We start from the raw sequence: 19329 nt of genomic DNA on the forward strand, positions 1-19329 counted from the left end.
CGACCTCTTTACTTACGCCACCGCGCTCGATGACCCGAACCACAACCTGCGCGGGCGAATGATCAGGCAAGTCGATCCCTCAGGCGTTCTTGAGCTCCACAGCTTCAGCCTGCACGGCCAACCGTTGCGCGACAGCCGAACGATCACCGGTGTCGGCACCTTTACCAGTCAGCGGACTTACAGCCCGCTCGGCGCGCTGCTGACCCAGACCGATGCCGGTGATCATCAGCAACAGATGCAGTACGACATCGCCGGGCAACTGCAACAGGTTCAACTGCGGCTCACGCCCACCGGGAGTTGGCTGCCCGTGCTGACAGACGCCCGGTATAACGCCGCCAGCCAGATCATTGAGCAACGCGCCGGCAATCAGGTGATCAGCCGCTGGACGTACGATGAGGCCGATGGTCGGCTTGATAGCCTGGCTGCCGGTGTGCCCGGGCAGGACCTGCTCCAGCACTTTCAGTACGGTTATGACCGGGTCGGCAACCTGTTACGCATTGATGATCTCGCGTTTCAACCGGCGTACTTCAAAAACCAGCTCATCGATGGCCATCGCGCGTTTACCTATGACTCGTTGTATCAGCTGACCAGCGCTAGCGGCCATGACGCCGCGCCGACCTCCGATCTGCCGGGCCGTCCATTGCCGAGCGATCCCAGGAATCGTCTCAACTACAAACAGACCTACGCCTACGACCCCGGCGGTAACCTGATCAAGTTGGTCCATGAACGCGCGGTGGGCGGCTACACCCAAGAGATGTTCATTGATCCGTCCAGCAACCGGGGCGTGCGCTGGAAAGCAGGCGACCCCGCCCCCGATTTCGACAGCGTGTTCGACCGCCATGGCAATCAGCTGACTTCGTCCCCCGGAAGGCCGCTGCACTGGAACAGCCGCGATCAACTGGCCGCAGCGACGCTGGTTGAGCGTGACAGCGCGCCCAACGATGAAGAAACCTTTCGCTACAGCCAGGGCACGCGCGTCTACAAGCGCCACGAAACCCATACGTCTACAACGACGCATTTTCACCAGGTCATTTACTTGCCGGGGCTGGAAGTCCGTACGCGTGACAACGGCGAAGTGTTACACGTCATCACCCTGCCGGGAGGTCGAGGCAGCGTGCGTTGCCTGCACTGGGTGAGCAAAAAACCCAACGGCATCGATCAGGATCAACTGCGCTACAGCCTCGACGATCACTTGGGCTCCAGCCTCATGGAACTGGATCAACAGGCTCGGCTGATCAGCCACGAAGGCTATTACCCGTTTGGCGGCACGGCCTGTTTGGCGGCGGTATCTGCATTGGAGGCTGGCTACAAAACCATCCGTTATTCGGGCAAGGAAATGGATGAATGCGGGCTTTATTACTACGGTGCTCGTTACTACGCGCCGTGGTTGCAGCGGTGGGTGAGTGCTGATCCGCAAGGGGATGTGGATGGTTTGAACCTGTATGGGTTTGTGGGCAACAACCCGCTGCGCTATATCGATAGCAGCGGTACGAAAAAAGAGGACTCTGCAAAACAACAGATCATCGACGTGTCAAACACGCTATCGACCGTCAACAGCGAAATGAAGAAGCTCAATTATCAACTCTACAATCTCACTCGAACCCGTGACATCTACAAAACTGCAGGCAAAAAATTAATCTATAGCGTGGCTTCGTTTGCCGTCACGTTTCATGCGGGGGCGTTTGGCGCAGCTGTGGGTTCGGGTGTCGGCAGCCTGACGGGGCCCGCAGCACCTGTTGTGGTCCCCGTAACAGCGGCTGTCGGAGGAATTTTTGCCGCTGAAGCGGCCGCCAAATTCATGGACAAAGTCGGCGAGGAAACAGGGCTGGGTTACACCATCACCCCGGACCCGTCAGCGATCTCGGTGAAAAACCTGAAAAGCAAATCCCGCGCCGAGCCTTTCAGCGTTAAAGCGGTGGCACAAAGCTTCAGCCCCGAGAATTCCGCAGGCCTGACAAAAACAGCCATCGAAACCAGCGCCCGAGTCATTGGTAAACACCTCAAGGTGCCTTACCTCAAACAAACCCTGGCCATAGCGCGTCAGGCGTCGCAACTGACCGAAGCGCTCAATGATTCTCTTGGCCAAGGCGATCTAGACAGGATAACGTCCAATCTCGACGCGCTGGACACCTATCTCAATGACGTAGAAGCGCAGGTCAACGAAGCCCTTGAAACGCTGGCAGGCGCAGCCGTCAGCGATGACAGGCTGATCGGCGCCCTCAACATGCCGATGAACTCGGGTGCTCTCGACAGGTCGAGGCTTGAGCAGGACTTCAAAGTCGCACGAAGCGGGATCAAGCAAGCCAGAAACCTGGCCGGAAGAGTTTCACAGTACCTCATCGAAAAAAGAGCTGCGTGAAGGCTTGCGCCACGGCGCCGGCCCTGAATTTTCGGCGCAACTCCATGTTATGGTGCGCGCCCCTAGTGCTGATTGTTTCGGACACCATGCTGGCGATTTCCCGGCCTTTGCGCCTGACGCTGTATACCTTACTGATCATCGCCGGCGCCGCGCTGGCGGCCGGTTTTGCCATGCGACATACCGAACGCCAGGCCTTGGTCGAAGACGCCGCGCGTGCCAATCAGCAACTGGCGTTGTACGCCAACTCCCTGCACACCCTGATCGATCGCTACCGCGCCCTGCCCGCTGTGCTCGCGCTGGACCCGGAGTTGCGCGCCGCCCTCAACGGCACGGTATCGCCGGAACAGCAGGAGGCGCTGAATCGCAAACTGGAAAAAATCAACGGTGCTGCGCAATCCTCGACCCTCGAACTGCTCGACCGCACCGGCCTCGCCGTGGCCGCCAGCAACTGGCGTTTGCCCAGCAGCTATGTCGGCCACAACTACGGCTTTCGCCCCTACTTCAGCGAAACACGCACCCAAGGCACCGGACGCTTTTACGCGGTGGGCGTGACCAGTGGAATTCCGGGGTATTTTCTGTCCAGCGCGGTCACTGGCGACAACGGCGAGTTTCTCGGCGCGATGGTGGTCAAGCTTGAGTTTCCGGAACTGGAGCGCGAATGGAGTCAGGGCAGCGACACACTGCTGGTCAGCGATGCGCGCGGGATCATCTTCATCGCCAACCAGCCGGGCTGGCGCTATCGATTGTTGCAACCGTTGAGCGAGAGCGATCACGCCGCGCTCAAGGCCACCCGCCAATACGACAAACAACCGCTGACACCGCTGGACTACCAACCGCTGCAGCACTTCGACGACAACAGTGATCTGCGGCGCGTCGCGGGCCCCGACGGGACGGCTGATTTCCTGTGGGAGTCGCTGCCGCTGGCCAGTGAAGGCTGGACCCTGCACCTGCTGCGCCGCCCGCAAGTCGCCTTCGAAGACAGCCGCAATGCCGCGCTCGCCGCTGCCGGGCTGTGGCTGGCGCTGGTGTTCCTATTGCTGTTCCTCAATCAACGCTGGCGCCTGGCCAAAATGCGTCAGCGCAGCCGCGAAGAACTTGAACGACTGGTAGAGGAGCGCACCCGCGATTTGCGCACCGCTCAAGACGGTCTGGTGCAATCGGCCAAACTCGCGGCCCTCGGGCAAATGTCGGCCGCCCTCGCCCATGAAATCAACCAGCCACTGACCGCCCAGCGCATGCAATTGGCAACCTTGCGCCTGCTGCTCGATCACGGTCGGGTCGACGACGCCTACAAGGCGCTCAGGCCGGTGGATGAGATGCTGACGCGCATGGCGGCCCTCACCGGTCACCTGAAAACCTTCGCCCGCAAAAGCCCCAGCGGCCTGCGCGAACGGCTGGACCTGGCAGCAGTGGTGGACCAGTCGCTGCACTTGCTCGACGCGCGTCTGCGTAACGAACAGGTCAGCACCGTGCTGCACCTGACACGTCCGGCGTGGGTGCGCGGCGATGCGATTCGTCTGGAACAGGTGCTGATCAATCTGCTGCGCAATGCCCTCGACGCCATGCACGACAAGCCCTGCAAACGCCTGGAAATCCGCCTCGAAGCCGACGAGCAATTGTGGCGCCTGACGGTCAGCGACAACGGCGGCGGCATCGCCGAAGAACATCTGCCGAATGTGTTCGACCCGTTCTTCACCACCAAACCGGTGGGTGATGGCCTGGGCCTTGGTCTGGCGGTATCGTTTGCCATTGTTCACGAATCGGGCGGACGCCTGAGTGCCGACAATGGCGAAAACGGCGCCGTGTTTACCCTGACCTTGCCCATCGATCTGGAGGCGCCTGTCGCATGCTGAATTCAGTGCTGGTGGTCGACGACGAAAGCAGCATTCGTAGCGCCGTCGAACAATGGCTGAGCCTGTCGGGTTTTGAGGTGCAGTTGTTCAGCCGTGCCGATGAGTGCCTGGCGCAATTGCCCGCGCACTTTCCCGGGGTGATCCTCAGCGACGTGCGCATGCCGGGTATGACCGGGCTGGAGTTGTTGGCCGAAGTGCAGCGCCGCGATGCTGACTTGCCGGTGATTTTGCTGACCGGTCACGGCGATGTGCCGATGGCAGTCGAAGCGATGCGCGATGGCGCGTATGACTTTCTCGAAAAACCCTTCAGCCCGGAAACCCTGCTGAGCAGTTTGCGCAGGGCGTTGGACAAACGTCGGTTGGTGCTGGAAAACCGCGCGCTGCACGAGCAGGCCGATAACCGCGCCAAACTCGACGCCACCTTGCTCGGCGTGTCCCGTGGTTTACAGACCTTGCGTCGACAGGTGCTGGACCTGGCGGCGTTGCCCGTCAACGTGTTGATCCGGGGTGAAACCGGCAGCGGCAAGGAGCTGGTTGCGCGTTGCCTGCATGACTTCGGACCGCGTGCCGACAAGCCGTTTGTGGCGCTCAACTGCGCGGCGATTCCCGAGCAGTTGTTCGAGGCCGAGTTGTTCGGCCACGAGAGCGGCGCGTTCACCGGCGCCCAGGGCAAACGCATCGGCAAGCTGGAATACGCCGATGGCGGCACGCTGTTTCTCGATGAGATCGAAAGCATGCCCCTGGCCCAGCAGGTGAAATTGCTGCGGGTGTTGCAGGAGCAGAAACTTGAACGCCTGGGCTCGAACCAGAGTATTCGCGTTGATTTGCGGATCATTGCCGCGACCAAACCGGATCTGCTCGATGAGGCGCGAGCCGGGCGTTTTCGTGAGGATTTGGCCTATCGATTGAACGTCGCCGAGTTGCGGCTGCCGCCGTTGCGCGATAGGCGCGAAGACATTCCATTGTTATTCGAGTCGTTTGCACAGCATGCCGCCGAGCGTTTGGGGCGGACTTTTCCACCGCTGACCGGACCGCAACTTAGCCACCTGCTGAGCCACGACTGGCCCGGCAATGTGCGCGAACTGGCGAACGTCGCTGAGCGGCAAGTGCTGGGATTGAGTGAACCAGAACCGGTGGGAATGGATCCGGGGCAGTCGCTGGCGGCGCAGCAGGAGGCGTTTGAAGCGCATTGTTTGCGCGCGGCGTTGACCCGGCACAAGGGCGATGTGAAAGCGGTGCTTGAAGAGCTGCAACTGCCGCGCCGCACGTTCAATGAAAAAATGCAGCGGCATGGGTTGAGTCGGGAGATGTTCTTACAGGACAGCTGATTTTTTGGTGCCTGATATGGCCTCTTCGCTGGCAAGCCAGCTCCTACAGTTCACAGTTCAAATGTAGGAGCTGGCTTGCCAGCGAAGAGGCCGGTACAGACAAAGCAAATGACGAGCCCATAAGCAATTTTCCGCTCACACCCAATCCAACATAAGCGGATTTCCGCTCACCAAACCTTCCAACCCCCTCTAAACCGCCCCTCTGCCTCTTGGCACACCTCCTGCTATAGCCCTCACAGGCTGCGTTTAAACGCGCTCCACAAAAACAATTAAATGAAGGATCCTTCAATGGATAACTCAAACGCCCTGCCCCTTGGGTCGGCTGCCGCGCCCGCCAAAGAAAGAACCACCTCCAGTCGCATCAAGTCGATCTTCAGCGGCTCGGTCGGCAACATGGTCGAGTGGTATGACTGGTACGTTTACGCCGCCTTCTCCCTGTACTTCGCCAAGGCCTTTTTCCCCAAAGGCGACACCACCGCCCAACTGCTGAACACCGCCGCGATCTTCGCCGTGGGCTTCCTGATGCGTCCTATCGGTGGCTGGATGATGGGCCTGTACGCCGACAAAGTCGGGCGCAAGAAAGCATTGATGGCCTCGGTCTACCTGATGTGCTTCGGCTCGCTGCTGATCGCCCTGAGCCCCGGTTATGAAACCATCGGCATCGGCGCACCGATCCTGCTGGTGTTCGCACGCCTGCTGCAAGGTTTGTCGGTCGGTGGCGAATACGGCACCTCGGCGACCTATCTCAGCGAGATGGCAACCAAGGAACGTCGCGGCTTCTACTCCAGCTTCCAGTACGTAACACTGATTTCCGGCCAGCTCATAGCCCTGGCCGTGCTGATCGTATTGCAACAGGTGCTGACCACCGAAGAACTGTACGCCTGGGGCTGGCGCATCCCGTTTGCCATCGGCGCGTTGTGTGCTGTCGTCGCGCTGTACCTGCGTCGCGGGATGGAAGAAACCGAGTCGTTCACCAAGAAAGAGAAGTCCAAGGAAAGCGCCATGCGCACCTTGATGCGCCATCCGAAGGAACTGATGACCGTGGTCGGCCTGACCATGGGCGGCACCCTGGCGTTCTACACCTACACCACTTACATGCAGAAATACCTGGTGAACACGGTCGGCATGAGCATCTCCGACTCCACCACGATTTCGGCAGCCACGCTGTTCCTGTTCATGTGCCTGCAACCGATCATCGGCGGGCTGTCGGATAAAGTCGGTCGTCGGCCGATCCTGATTGCCTTCGGTATTCTGGGGACGCTGTTCACCGTGCCGATCCTGACCACGCTGCACACCGTTCAATCCTGGTGGGGCGCGTTCTTCCTGATCATGGCGGCGCTGATCATCGTCAGCGGCTACACCTCGATCAACGCCGTGGTCAAAGCCGAGCTGTTCCCGACCGAAATTCGTGCACTGGGCGTTGGTTTGCCGTACGCACTGACCGTGTCGATCTTCGGCGGTACCGCTGAATACATAGCGTTGTGGTTCAAGAGCATTGGCATGGAAACCGGGTACTACTGGTATGTCACAGCGTGTATTGCGGTGTCGTTGCTGGTGTATGTGACCATGAAAGATACCCGCAAGCATTCGCGGATCGAGACTGACTGAGTCATCTCGCGCAATAAAACACAGGGGCAGACCTTCACGGGTCTGCCCCTTTTCATTGAATAAACACAATCCCCTGTAGGAGCCGGCTTGCTGGCGATGGTGTGTCAGCCAACCCCATGTCGCTGACACACCATCGCCAGCAAGCCGGCTCCTACAGGGATTGCGGCCGCTGGAAATTATGGGTTCATCCTTGCACTATGGTCCGATCCCGAATGAAGCCCCAGGACCCCTTTCATGCCCGACGACATCCATTTCTACGAACCCGCCAACGGCCACGGCCTGCCTCACGACCCGTTCAATGCCATCGTCGGCCCGCGCCCCATTGGCTGGATTTCCTCGCAGGATGCCAACGGCCGCTTGAACCTGGCGCCGTACAGCTTCTTCAACGCGTTCAATTACATTCCGCCGATCATTGGTTTTGCAAGCGTCGGGCGCAAAGACAGCCTGAACAACATCGAGCAAACTGGCGAGTTTGCCTGGAACCTCGCCACTCGCCCATTGGCCGAGCAGATGAACCAGAGCTGCGAGATGGTCGGACCTGAGGTCAACGAATTCGAGTTGTCCGGGTTGACGCCCGCCCCTTCGAAAATCATCCAGGTGCCACGGGTCGCCGAAAGCCCCGTGTCCTTTGAGTGCAAGGTCACGCAGATTATTCAGTTGCAGCGCGCCGACGGGAATGTGGTGCCGAGCTGGCTGATTCTCGGCGAAGTGGTCGCCGTGCATATCGCCAAATGGCTATTGAAAGATGGGGTCTACGACACCGCCGCGGCAGAACCGATTCTGCGCGGCGGTGGGCCAGCGGATTATTTTCAGCTGGGGCCGGAGGCGTTGTTCAAGATGTATCGCCCCGGGGCGGTCAAGTAACTACCAAAGCAGATCGGTGTTTTCCTTGACGTCCTTGAGGCGGGTCAGCTCTTTGGCGGCAGCCAGATCGGCCTCGTTTGCGGTCTTGAAGATTTGCCCTTCAAGCACTTTGTGAAAGCGTGGAGTCCCTGAACCACCCAGGGCTTTGACGGCAATAGCGGCGTGATAACCGCCCTCACCCGGTACTACAGCGGAAACGGCTTCGAACTGTTCAAAGGCTTTACGTGCCATGTCGCGGATCCTGGCTGGTTGAGAATGGCCTCATTAAACCCTCAACCCGCCATTTTGTGTACCCACGACTGGGTCTGACCCAACGCCTGGGCGGCCGATACCTCCTTGAAGGTATGAAAATCCAGGCTATTGACCACCAGGTCTTGCACCAATTCGGCAAACACTTCCATCGCCGGGGTGCTGAAGTACGCGGTCATGGCCTGCTGGTTCATCCAGAAACCGGACACCAGCCACAACTCGGGGTCGCATTGCGAATGTTGCAGGGCAAAGCTCAGGCAACCCGGCGCATTGCGCGATGGCTCGATCAAGGCGCTCAGGCGCGCACCGAGTTCCACCGAACGCCCGGCGCGGGCGCGGACAAAAGCCATATGACTGACGGGGATCTGTGTAGACATGTTCAACCCTCCCAGGTACTCGAGTGGCAGCCTTGGGACGGGCTGCGACAGGATCCAAGGTTAAGCGCGCAGGTTCCAGCGCGGTTAGTCGATTCCTGCCGGTGTATTGCACAATCCTGCGCGGCTTCTGAAAAAACCTGTGACAACCGAAAATCGCTTTCAAGCCAATGAAACAGGGCTTTCAAGCAAGTTTTCCTTGAGCGGCCCTGCCGTAGAGGCACCGCTAATCCACTCCGTGCAGAATCAGGCAAGGTTGAGGCAGGATGTGTCTACCGCATCGTCTTGCACAAACATAAGCTCGGCTCATAACCCACGCCCCACCGAGGATGCCTTGCATGTCGTCACTCGATCATTTTCAAGCCCCGCTGGACGCCGACATGGAGAAACAGCGCGCAGAACTGGCCGCGATCATCCGCCGCAATACGCAAGAGGATGGCAATTATGCGACGGCCGTCGGCTCGCTCTTCATGTCACGCCATAGCCAGTCCCATGAATTTGCCCCGGTGCTCGCCCAACCGGCGCTGTGCATCATGGCGCAGGGGCGCAAAGAGGTCCGGCTGGCCGATGAGCATTTCAACTACGATCCGCTGAATTACCTGGTGGTGTCGGTTTCGATGCCGCTGAGCGGGCGGGTGGTGAACGTCTCGCCCGAGGCGCCGATCCTTGCGGTGCGGCTGGACATCGACCCAGCGGAAATCACCGCGCTGATTGCCGATGCCGGCCCCTTGGGCGTACCGACCCGCCCCACCGGTCGCGGCCTGTATGTCGAGCGGATCGACACTGCCATGCTCGACGCCGTACTGCGTCTGGCGCGTTTGCTGGACACGCCGAAAGACATCGCCATGCTCGCGCCGCTGATTCGTCGGGAGATTCTGTACAGGTTGTTGCGCAGCCCGCAGGGTCATCGGTTGTATGAAATTGCAATCGCCAACAGCCAGAGCCATCGCATCAGCCAAGCGATCAAGTGGCTCAACGGCAACTATGAACAACCGCTGCGTATCGATGATTTGGCGAAGGAAGTGAACCTGAGCGTGTCGACATTGCATCACCGGTTCAAGGCGATGACGGCGATGAGTCCGTTGCAGTATCAGAAGCAGCTGCGGTTGCAGGAAGCGCGGCGGTTGATGCTGGCGGAAGGGTTGGAGGCTTCGGCGGCGGGGTATCGGGTGGGGTATGAAAGCCCTTCGCAGTTCAGCCGCGAGTACAGCCGGTTGTTCGGGGCGCCGCCGCTCCGGGATTTGGCGCGGTTGCGGTTGACTGTCTGATCCGGCATTTGGTGTGTGGCTGATGGCCTCTTCGCGGGCAAGCCCGCTCCTACAGGGGAATGCATTCCAAATGTAGGAGCGGCGGTGCGACGATTCGACTTGCCCGCGAAGAGGCCAGCAAGGCCAACATCAAATCCGGATCAGGCCCCCAACACTCGGCAAGCCTCAGCCGGCAAGGTCACCGACACCGGGTTGCCAATGTTCAACCCAAACCCCTGACACGGCGTGCTCAGTGCAGTAAACGACACTCCCGAACACTCCACGGTGGTTTCAATCGTCGCGCCGATATCCCGCACGAATGTCACCTTGCCCAGCAAGCGATTCCCCGCCGTCGCCTGTGGGTGCGACAGTTGCAGGTCTTCCGGGCGAATCAGCATCTTCACTTTCTCGCCGACCACAATGCTGCTGCAAATCGGCACTTGCAGTGCATCGCCACCCGGCAAACCGACTTTGCCGTTGCCCAACGCCGTGGCCGGGAAGATGTTGCCAGAACCGATAAAGTCCGCGACAAATTCGTTGGCCGGGTGCCGGTAGATTTCAATCGGCGTGCCGACTTGTTGCACGCGGTGCTCGCCCAGTACCACGACGATATCGGCCATGGTCATCGCCTCACGCTGATCGTGGGTCACCATGATCGTGGTGATGTTCAGGCGTTGTTGTAGCTGACGGATTTCCACCTGCATCGACTCGCGCAGCTTGGCGTCCAGCGCCGACAGCGGCTCATCCAGCAGGAGGATTTTTGGTCGAGAAGCAATCGCTCGGGCAATCGCCACGCGCTGACGCTGACCGCCGGAGAGCTTCGCCACCGGGCGATCAATCATTTCCTGCAACTGAATCAGCTCCAGCAACTCCACCACCCGTGCCTGCTGGTCAGCCTTGCTGACGCCACGCAGCTTCAACGGATAGGCGATGTTCTCCCCCACCGTCATGTGCGGGAACAGCGCCAGCGATTGAAACACCATGCCGAAATTACGCTGATGCGCCGGGGTGTGGCCGATGTCTTCACCGTCCAGGCGAATCTCGCCACCGGTCAGGGTTTCAAGGCCGGCAATCATGCGCAGCAACGTGGTTTTGCCGCAGCCCGACGGGCCGAGGAAACACACCAGTTTGCCTTCCGGCAAATGCAGGTTTACATCCTTTACCGCGCAGGCCGAGCCGTAATGTTTCTCGACGTTTTCCAAAATCAGACCAGACATATGAATCACCTCAAGAAATCAGAACGAAACGCCACCTTCACCGACCAGCTTCTCCAGCGCCCAGATCAGGACGAAGTCGATCAGCACGATCAGCACGGCAAACGAGAAAACGGTAGGGTCGAGTGAAGACACGGTGCGGCTGTACATCCAGATCGGCACGGTCATGACGTCGATGGTGTAAAGGAAATAGGTCACGGTGAATTCGTTGAACGAGACGATGAACGCCAGCAGCATGCCTGCCAGAATCCCCGACTTCATCAACGGCACCACCACATCGACAATCGCCCGGGTCGGCGAAGCACCGAGCATTTGCGCGGCCTCTTCGACTTCGGTGCCGATGGACAGCATCGCCGCGGTGCAGTTTTTCACCACGAACGGTAACGCCAGGATCACGTGGGCAATCACCAGCCGCGAGGTGGTCATCTGGAACGGCAGGCTGTCGAACACCAGCAGCAACGCCAGGCCCAACACCACCATCGGAAACACCAGTGGCAGCGACATCAGTTGCAGTGCCACGGCTTTGCCACGGAACTCGCAACGGGTCAGCGCATAAGCGGCCGGCACCGCGATGATCGTGGCGAAAACCATGGTCAGGCAGGACACCATCAAACTGGTGGTCATGGCTTTGCCCAGGCTCAGCACATCGCTGGCGTCTGGCGAAACGAAGGTGTGCCAGGCGGCCTTGTACCATTGCAGGCTGTAGCTGCTCGGCGGGAAGTCGAGATTCGACGAACCGCTGAACGACATCACGATCATGGTCAGGATCGGCAACACCGCCAGCAGCAGGATGAAGCCGGAAAGGATGCCGGCAAACTTGCCAGTCTCGCCCGGCAGCAGGCCATAACGCTTCTTGATCAGGGTGCTCATTGCGAAGCCTCCAGCATGCGCCGACGGCGGCCAGTGATGTATTCGGACAAGGTCATGATCGCCAGCGTGGTAACAATCAGCACCACACCGGCAGCGGAGGCGGCGGGCCAGTTCATCAGCGGCGCGATCTGGTCATGGACCATCACCGCCAGCATCGGCACGCGTCGGCCACCCAGCAGCAAAGGCACCACGAAGCTGCTCGCGTTGTAGGCAAACACCAACGTCGCGCCGGTAATAATCCCCGGCATGCTCATCGGCAGCACCACCTGACGGAACACCTGCAAACGACTGGCACCCAGGGTCGCGGCGGCTTCTTCGTAAGTACGGGCGACGCCGCGCATGGCGCTGGCAATCGGCAATACGGCCAACGGGAACGCGGTTTGCACCAGGCCCATCAATACGCCGTTCTGGTTGTAGAGCAGCATGATCGGGCGCTTGATCAGACCGAGGCCCATCAGCGCCTGATTGAGCATGCCGCCCGGGCCGAGAATCACCAGCCAGCCGTAGCTTTGCAGCAGCAGGTTGACCAGCAACGGCAACAGCACCGCGGCGAGGAAAATCCGGCGCACGAACGGCGAGGTCAGGCGCGACATGGTGTAGGCCACAGGGATCGCCAGCACCACGGCGATCACAGCGCTGATCAGCGCCAGGCGCAGGGTCAGCAGCAAGGATTTGAGGTAATACGGTTCCAGCAGTTGGGCGTAACTGGCCAGGCTGAACCCGGTCCATTCCGCGCCTTTGGTGCCCACGCTCATGCGCAGGACCAGCAGGCTGGCGGCAATCAGTACACCCAGAAACAGCATCGACGGCGTCAGGAAAAACCAGGCGCGGGTCGTCGGCGAAACACCCCGTTGCGTACGCTCGGGGGCGACACTTACCGGATGAGTCAGAGGTTGGTGTTCCATAGCAAAGGTCTCGTCAATGGAAAGCAGCTGACAAACACAGCCCTTGAAACCACATCGATCCCTTGTAGGAGCGGGCTTTGTGGCGAGGGGGCTTGCCCCCGTTCGGCTGCGAAGCAGTCGTAAATCATCTCGTGCAGTGCACCTGATGCACCGCGATGACAGGATTTAGGGCCGCTTCGCGTCCCAACGGGGGCAAGCCCCCTCGCCACAAAGCCAGCTCCTACAGGGTTTTGCAGTGTTCTAAAGACTTGTGATCGTCACTCGATCAGGAAGAAAAGATTTCCGTGTAGCGACGAATCCATTGGTCATGCACGGTGGCCAGGAAGGCGTTGTCGTGCATGATCGCCTTCTCGGCAATCTGCTCTGGCGTGAGGATGTACGGGCTCTTGCGCGCTTCGGCGGAGATGATCGCCTTGGCGTTGACCGGGCCGTTGTAGATGTCTTCAGCCATCTTGCCCTGCACCACAGGGTCCAGAGAGTGGTTGATGAAGGCGTAGGCCATGTCGGTGTCGCCCGGACGGTTCTTCGGCATCACGGAGAGCATCAGGTCGGTGTAGAAACCTTCCTTCATGCCGAACGTGGCGCCCAGGCCGTAGGCCGGATCGCGGATCTGTTTCGGGAAGAACGCTGGCGCGTACAGGCCGCCCATGTCCAGGGAACCGGTGCGGAACAGCTCGGCGATCTGGTTCGGGTTTTCACCCAGGGTCACCACACGGTCTTTCAGCTCGGCGAGTTTCTTGAAGCCCGGCTCAATGTTGTGCTCGTCACCACCGGCCAGTTTGGCGGCGATGATGATCAGGTCCATGGCCTCGGTCCAGTTTGGCGGCGGCAGGAAGATGTTCGGCGCCGCGTCGGCGTCCCACAGGGAGGCGTAACTGGTCGGGGCTTCTTTCTGGGTGCGGGTGCTGTAGACCAGGCTGTTGCACCACAGGAGGTAACCGATACCGTGGCCATTGGCGCCGGTGCGGTATTTTTCCGGTACGTCGACCAGGTTGGGAATACGGTTGAGGTCAGGTTTTTCCAGCAGATTGGCGGCGGCCAGACCTTCGGCGCCGACGCCTGCCAGGGTGATGATGTCGTACTGCGGACGATCACCGCCAGCCTTGAGTTTGGCGACCATTTCCGAGGTACTGCCGGTGCGGTCAGCGATGACCTTGCAGCCGTACTTGTCTTCGAAGGTCGCAGCGATGTTGCGCAGGGCTGCCAGGCCGGTGTCATCGGACCAGGTCAGCAAACGCAGGGTTTTGCCCGCAAAGCGAGTATCGCTGGCATTGGCCTTGATGAACGGCATGCTCATGGCCGCTGCTGCCACCGAGGCTACGCCTACGGTTTTGATGAATTGACGTCTGTTCAGATCATGCTCGCCCATTACGGACTCCCTTTGTTTTTGTAGGTATGAGGCTGGTCGCAACCGTTGCATCCGCGCGGCCTGTTCAGCTTCAAGCCCCCGTATTCACGGGGGTTAAGCTGCGCCGGCGGGTTCATCCTGAGGTCGTGCAAAACACCTGACTATCGATAAAAACTCATTGAAGCCATGACGCCAGCGCATGCCTCAACAAGAAGCATGCGCTCACCTTTTTCGTGCCGTCAGACAGCGCGAATCACGTGTTTGATTTCCTGAAACGCCTGCAAGCCCCACGGCCCCAACTCGCGGCCGATGCTGCTCTGTTTGTAGCCACCCCAGGCGGTCTGCGGGAAGATCACCTGCGGCGCGTTGATCCACACCAGCCCCGCCTGCAAGGCGTTGGCGACCCGATCAGCAGCCTCGGCATTGCGCGTGACCACGCTAGCCACCAGGCCGAACTGGCTGTCGTTGGCCAGGGCAATTGCCTCGGCTTCAGAAGCAAAACTGCGCACACAGATCACCGGGCCGAAAATCTCTTCACACCACAGCGCACTGTCGAGGGGCACTTCGGTGAAAATCGTCGGCTGCAAAAAATAACCGCGCGGAAGATCAGCCGGACGATTGCCGCCGCAAATCAGCTTGGCACCGGCACTCAGACCGCGATCAATGTGGCCCAGCACGCGCTGGTATTGCGCCTGATTGACCAGTGCACCCATTTCCACGGCCGGGTCGAACGGGTCGGCCACGCGAATAGCTTCGGTGCGCGCCTTCAGACGCAACAGGAATTCATCAGCCAGTTCATCGGCGACCAGCACGCGGCTGGTGGCGGAACACATTTGCCCGGCGTTGAAGAAACCGCCGCCACAGGCCACTTCCACCGCGAGGTCGACATCGGCGTCGGCCAGCACCAGCAGCGAGGATTTACCACCCAGTTCCAGGCTCACGCCTTTAACGGTTTCCGCCGCGCGTTGCATGACCTGCACGCCCACCGCGTTACTGCCGGTGAAGGAGATCTTGGCGATGCGCGGATCCGCCGACAGTGGCGCGCCGACTGCCAGGCCTGTGCCGCACACCAGGTTGAAGACCCCGGCGGGCAAACCGGCTTTAGCGATGATCGACGCCAGCTCCAGCTCCGGCAGCGGTGTCACCTCTGAAGGCTTGAGTACCACGCAGCAACCGGCAGCCAGGGCCGGCGCGAGTTTCCACGCGGTGGTGACCATCGGGAAATTCCACGGCACGATCAGGCCGACCACACCGACAGGCTCTCGGCGCAGACGAGCGCTGAAATCGTCACTCGGCAATTCAACGGCGCTGTCTTGTTTAGCGTCGAGTCCTTCGGCCAGACCGGCGTAATACTCGAAAGTGGCGATCACGTCATCGACGTCGATAGCGGCTTCGAACAGCGGCTTGCCGTTGTTGCTCGACTGCAAATGCATCAGTTGCTCACGACCAGCCTGCACGCCCACAGCGATTTTTCGCAGGATCGCGCCACGCTCGGCACCGGTGGTTTTCGACCAGTCGGCGAAGGCCTTGGTCGCCGCGCTCACCGCGTGATCGACGGCCAGTGCATCGCCGCCATTGACCGTGGTCAACAGGGCTTCGGTCGCCGGGTTGATTACGCGCAGGTGTTCGTTGCCGGCCGACCATTGACCGTCGATGAACAGACCGTCCAGTGTCGTAGGAAACGTCATTTCGACACCGCCTGCATCCACTGGGTCTGATCGATTTCAATCAGGGTCGGGCCTTGACGGTCGGCCGCGGAACGCAGCGCCGTGCGCAATTGCTCAACGCCGCAGATGGCTTCCGCCGCGCAACCCAGTGCCTTGGCCACACCGATGAAGTCAGGGGTGTAGATGTCCACGCCGACCGGCTCAATGGCGCGGTTGACCATGTATTTCTTGATCTCTTCGTAACCCTGGTTATTCCACAGCAGCACGATCACCGGGGTGCGCGCTTCTACGGCACTGGCCAGTTCCGGCAGGGTGAATTGCAGGCCGCCGTCACCGATCAGGCACACCACCGGAGGACGCGTACCGCCTTCAACACGACCGCCAAGCCAGGCGCCGATAGCGGCCGGCAAGGCGTAACCGAGGGTGCCGTAGCCGGTGGACGAGTTGAACCAGCGACGTGGGCGCTCAGGGTTGAACGTCAGGTTGCCGGTGTAGACAGGCTGGGTCGAATCGCCGACGAACACCGCGTCCGGCAACTCGTGCAACACCGTTTCCAGGAAGCGCGTCTGGGCCAGTGTCGGGGCATCCCAGGTGCCGGCCAGTTCTTCACGCAAGCGGGCAGCACGAACCTGGCCCCAATCGTTGCGGCGTTCGGCCAGCGACTTGTGCGACAGGGCACCGAGCAAGGCTTGGGCGGCGTTGCGCGAGTCGGACACCAGCGCCACGTGCGGCGGATAGTTGCGCACGGTCTGGTCCGGGTCGATGTCCACACGCAGCAATTGGCCTGGAATCTCAAAACCACCGGCGAAGGTGACGTCATAGTCGGTCTCGGCCAGTTCGGTGCCGATCGCCAATACCACATCGGCCTCGGCCACCAGTGCACGGGTCGCGACCAGGCTCTGAGTCGAACCGATCAGCAACGGGTGGCTGGATTCGAGCATGCCTTTGGCATTGATGGTCAGTGCCACCGGCGCGTCCAGCAGTTCGGCCAGCTCAGTCAGTTCAGCGGCGGCATCGATGGCACCGCCACCGGCGAGAATCAGCGGACGCTTGGCGCCGGCCAGCAATTCGGTCATGCGCGAAACAGCAGTCGGTGATGCGCCAGCGCGGTCGATGTTCACCGGTACGCTGCTGAGCAGGTCATCGGCTTCTTCAACCAGCACGTCCAACGGAATTTCGATGTGCACCGGACGCGGACGACCGGCCTGAAACAGTGCAAAGGCACGCGCCAGTACGCCCGGCAACTCGGACGCCGACATCAAGGTGTGGGAGAACGCCGCCACGCCGCCAACCAATGCGCCCTGGTTCGGCAGTTCATGCAGCTTGCCGCGACCTCCGCCCAACTGGCTGCGCGATTGCACGCTGGAGATCACCAGCATCGGGATCGAGTCGGCGTAGGCCTGACCCATCGCAGTGGTGATGTTGGTCATGCCTGGGCCGGTGATGATGAAGCACACACCCGGTTTGCCGCTGGTGCGTGCATAACCGTCGGCCATGAAACCGGCACCCTGTTCGTGACGCGGAGTGACGTGGTTGATGCTCGAACGGGCCAGCCCGCGATACAGCTCCACGGTGTGAACCCCGGGAATACCGAACACCTGCTCGACTCCGTAATTTTCGAGTAACTTGACCAATACTTCGCCGCACGTCGCCATTGTGTTTTGCCCTTCTTGTTCGTTTGAGACGCCGGGCCTGCGCAGTGTTTATGATGGGTGGGCAGGTCCAGGGATGGCCTCATTGGAACGGGCGACACGTAGCCGCAACAATGGATAAAAAGTCATACTAGCCATGTCCTCACGTCATACCTTGGATCCCAATGAAACGACTGCCTCCCCTGTCGGCGCTCTACAGCTTTCTGATTACCGCGCAGTGCTGCAATTTCACCCGTGCCGCCGAACAGCTGCACATCACCCAAGGCGCGGTAAGCCGACAGATCGCCGGGCTGGAAGATCATCTGGGTTATGAGCTGTTTATCCGCCAGGCTCGCGGCCTCGATCTGACGGCCGAAGGACGCGAATGGCTGCCACGGGTTCAGCAGATTTTCGGGCTGATCGACGAGGCGGTCGAACAGATCGGCCAGAAGCGCGAAACCCTGCAACTCAAGGCCCCGACGTGCGTCATGCGCTGGCTGTTGCCGCGTCTTTTGCAGTGGCAACGGGAGCGTCCGGACGTGCCGGTGGAACTGACCACCACGGTCAAGCACGGCGTGGATTTTCATCGCGAACAGTTCGATGCGGCGGTGATGTACGGCGCGCCGCCGGACAGTGCACTGGTGTCTCAACGCCTGTTCGATGAGCAGTTGACACCGGTCTGCTCCAAGCCGTTGCTCGAAGGTCCGGTGCCGTTGCTGACACCCGAAGATCTTGAGCAGCACATGCTGCTGCACCCCACCCGTGATGAGCGGGACTGGAAAGCCTGGCTGGCCACGGCCAATGTTCGCCTGAGTAATGTCAGCAAGGGTCAGCACTTCGAAACCCTGGACCTGGCGATGTCGATGGCGTCCCAAGGGACGGGTGTGGCGATCGGAGACTGGTCGTTGATTGGCGATGACTTGAGCGCCGGGCGGCTGGTCATGCCGTTTGAACTGAAGGTGAAGACGGGGTTGGCGTATTACCTGGTATTGCCGCAAAAGCCCGCACCTTCGCCGAAGTTGCAGGAATTGTTGGGGTGGTTGGTGGAACAGGCTCAGGCGCGCTGAAACCCGAAAGCCTTGACTCGCCCTCTGTGGGAGCGAGCCTGCTCGCGAATGCGGTGGGTCAGTCGACATCTGTTCTGAGTGAACAATCGCTTTCGCGAGCAGGCTCGCTCCCACAAGGGTTAGGTCAACTCAGTAACCGACTGCGAACCGCTGGCGAGAGTGCTTCGGCACTTCCACTTCATCGATCATCGCAATCGCATAATCGGCAAACGTAATCCAGCTGCGCCCTGCACTGCTCACCAGCAAATCATCCTTGCCGATCCGGAACACGCCGGTGCGCTCACCTTCGACAAACTCCGCCGACGGTGACAGGAAGGTCCAGTCCAGCTCGTTTTCCTGACGCAAGTTCTCAAGGAACAAAGCACCGGCACCCGCCTCGGCCTTGTACTCGTCAGGAAAGCCCTTGCTGTCGATCACGCGGGTGCTATCCGGCAACAACAGCGAACCGGCACCGCCGACCACGAGCAGACGTTTCACCCCGGCCTTTTTCACCGGTCCGATCACGGCAGCGGCGGGAAGCGTCGAGAAATGCGCGGCACTGATTACCACGTCATGACCCGCAACAGCTGCTTGCAACGCTTCGGCATTCAGGGCGTCGACGTTCTTGCTGACCACACCGGCACGCTGGTCGATTTTCGACGTGTCGCGGGCAATGGCGGTGACGCTGTGACCACGACGCAGCGCCTCTTCCAACAGTTGGCTGCCGGCACGGCCGGTGGCCCCGATGATTGCGATTTTGCTCATG

General features: G+C 60.3%; 17 protein-coding genes. 7 read left to right on the forward strand and 10 right to left on the reverse strand.

The annotated features are described in order from the left end of the window. Window positions 1-1078: 1078 nt before the first annotated feature. Window positions 1079-1411 carry a hypothetical protein gene (locus tag ACWGZX_RS07950; RefSeq protein WP_452628981.1) on the reverse strand — a complete coding sequence of 111 codons (333 nt, stop codon included), beginning with the start codon at window positions 1409-1411 and terminating at the stop codon, window positions 1079-1081. Between ACWGZX_RS07950 and ACWGZX_RS07955 the strand changes: the two genes are divergently transcribed. The 5 genes from ACWGZX_RS07955 to ACWGZX_RS07975 all read left to right on the forward strand — a co-directional run bounded on the left by ACWGZX_RS07955 (window position 1295) and on the right by ACWGZX_RS07975 (window position 8012). Further along, window positions 1295-2359, forward strand: coding sequence for an RHS repeat-associated core domain-containing protein (locus ACWGZX_RS07955; protein WP_452628982.1), 1065 nt, complete (start codon window positions 1295-1297; stop codon window positions 2357-2359). The two genes, ACWGZX_RS07950 and ACWGZX_RS07955, sit on opposite strands and share 117 nt — an antisense overlap. An 86-nt stretch (window positions 2360-2445) precedes the next feature. Then, a complete protein-coding gene (locus ACWGZX_RS07960) occupies window positions 2446-4212 on the forward strand; it encodes a sensor histidine kinase (RefSeq protein ID WP_452628983.1) in 1767 nt (588 codons plus the stop codon). Further along, on the forward strand, window positions 4206-5540 hold the full coding sequence (locus ACWGZX_RS07965) for a sigma-54-dependent transcriptional regulator (RefSeq protein ID WP_452627936.1): 1335 nt from the start codon (window positions 4206-4208) through the stop codon (window positions 5538-5540). Before ACWGZX_RS07960 ends, ACWGZX_RS07965 begins: the two co-directional genes overlap by 7 nt. Window positions 5541-5828: 288 nt before the next feature. After that, the gene (locus ACWGZX_RS07970; RefSeq protein WP_223511783.1) at window positions 5829-7148 is read left to right on the forward strand and encodes an MFS transporter; all 1320 of its coding nucleotides are present in this window, start codon (window positions 5829-5831) and stop codon (window positions 7146-7148) included. A 234-nt stretch (window positions 7149-7382) separates the two neighbouring features. Next, on the forward strand, window positions 7383-8012 hold the full coding sequence (locus tag ACWGZX_RS07975; protein ID WP_452627937.1) for a flavin reductase family protein: 630 nt from the start codon (window positions 7383-7385) through the stop codon (window positions 8010-8012). Here ACWGZX_RS07975 and ACWGZX_RS07980 read toward each other — a convergent pair whose 3' ends face one another. After that, on the reverse strand, window positions 8013-8243 hold the full coding sequence (locus ACWGZX_RS07980) for a hypothetical protein (RefSeq protein ID WP_452627938.1): 231 nt from the start codon (window positions 8241-8243) through the stop codon (window positions 8013-8015). 41 nt (window positions 8244-8284) lie between these two features. Next, window positions 8285-8638: a putative quinol monooxygenase gene (locus tag ACWGZX_RS07985; RefSeq protein ID WP_452627939.1), complete on the reverse strand. Its 354-nt coding sequence runs from the start codon at window positions 8636-8638 to the stop codon at window positions 8285-8287. A 335-nt stretch (window positions 8639-8973) separates the two neighbouring features. Here ACWGZX_RS07985 and ACWGZX_RS07990 point away from each other — a divergent pair, with 335 nt between their 5' ends. After that, window positions 8974-9903 (forward strand): AraC family transcriptional regulator, encoded by a 930-nt coding sequence (locus ACWGZX_RS07990; protein ID WP_452627940.1) that lies wholly within the window; start codon window positions 8974-8976, stop codon window positions 9901-9903. A gap of 140 nt (window positions 9904-10043) precedes the next feature. On the opposite strand, the gene ACWGZX_RS07995 is transcribed toward ACWGZX_RS07990, so the two are convergent. The 6 genes from ACWGZX_RS07995 to ACWGZX_RS08020 form a co-directional block, all read right to left on the reverse strand. Further along, a complete protein-coding gene (locus ACWGZX_RS07995) occupies window positions 10044-11099 on the reverse strand; it encodes an ABC transporter ATP-binding protein (protein WP_223520316.1) in 1056 nt (351 codons plus the stop codon). An 18-nt stretch (window positions 11100-11117) separates the two neighbouring features. Beyond that, window positions 11118-11966 (reverse strand): ABC transporter permease, encoded by an 849-nt coding sequence (locus tag ACWGZX_RS08000; protein ID WP_223520314.1) that lies wholly within the window; start codon window positions 11964-11966, stop codon window positions 11118-11120. Further along, window positions 11963-12871, reverse strand: coding sequence for an ABC transporter permease (locus ACWGZX_RS08005; RefSeq protein WP_223520312.1), 909 nt, complete (start codon window positions 12869-12871; stop codon window positions 11963-11965). The genes ACWGZX_RS08000 and ACWGZX_RS08005 overlap by 4 nt, the downstream gene beginning before the upstream one ends. Before the next feature lie 265 nt (window positions 12872-13136). Next, complete coding sequence (locus ACWGZX_RS08010) at window positions 13137-14240, reverse strand: extracellular solute-binding protein (protein ID WP_452627941.1); 1104 nt, start codon at window positions 14238-14240, stop codon at window positions 13137-13139. Window positions 14241-14458: 218 nt separating this feature from the next. After that, a complete protein-coding gene (locus tag ACWGZX_RS08015) occupies window positions 14459-15907 on the reverse strand; it encodes an aldehyde dehydrogenase family protein (protein ID WP_452627942.1) in 1449 nt (482 codons plus the stop codon). Further along, window positions 15904-17541: a 5-guanidino-2-oxopentanoate decarboxylase gene (locus ACWGZX_RS08020; RefSeq protein WP_452627943.1), complete on the reverse strand. Its 1638-nt coding sequence runs from the start codon at window positions 17539-17541 to the stop codon at window positions 15904-15906. Before ACWGZX_RS08020 ends, ACWGZX_RS08015 begins: the two co-directional genes overlap by 4 nt. A 161-nt stretch (window positions 17542-17702) precedes the next feature. Between ACWGZX_RS08020 and ACWGZX_RS08025 the strand changes: the two genes are divergently transcribed. Next, complete coding sequence (locus ACWGZX_RS08025; RefSeq protein WP_452627944.1) at window positions 17703-18584, forward strand: LysR substrate-binding domain-containing protein; 882 nt, start codon at window positions 17703-17705, stop codon at window positions 18582-18584. Between the two features lie 129 nt (window positions 18585-18713). Here the strand turns inward: ACWGZX_RS08025 and ACWGZX_RS08030 are convergent, their stop codons facing one another. Next, window positions 18714-19328: an NAD(P)-dependent oxidoreductase gene (locus ACWGZX_RS08030; RefSeq protein WP_452627945.1), complete on the reverse strand. Its 615-nt coding sequence runs from the start codon at window positions 19326-19328 to the stop codon at window positions 18714-18716. Window position 19329: the final 1 nt, after the last annotated feature.

Source organism: Pseudomonas sp. CLCA07, assembly GCF_053615335.1.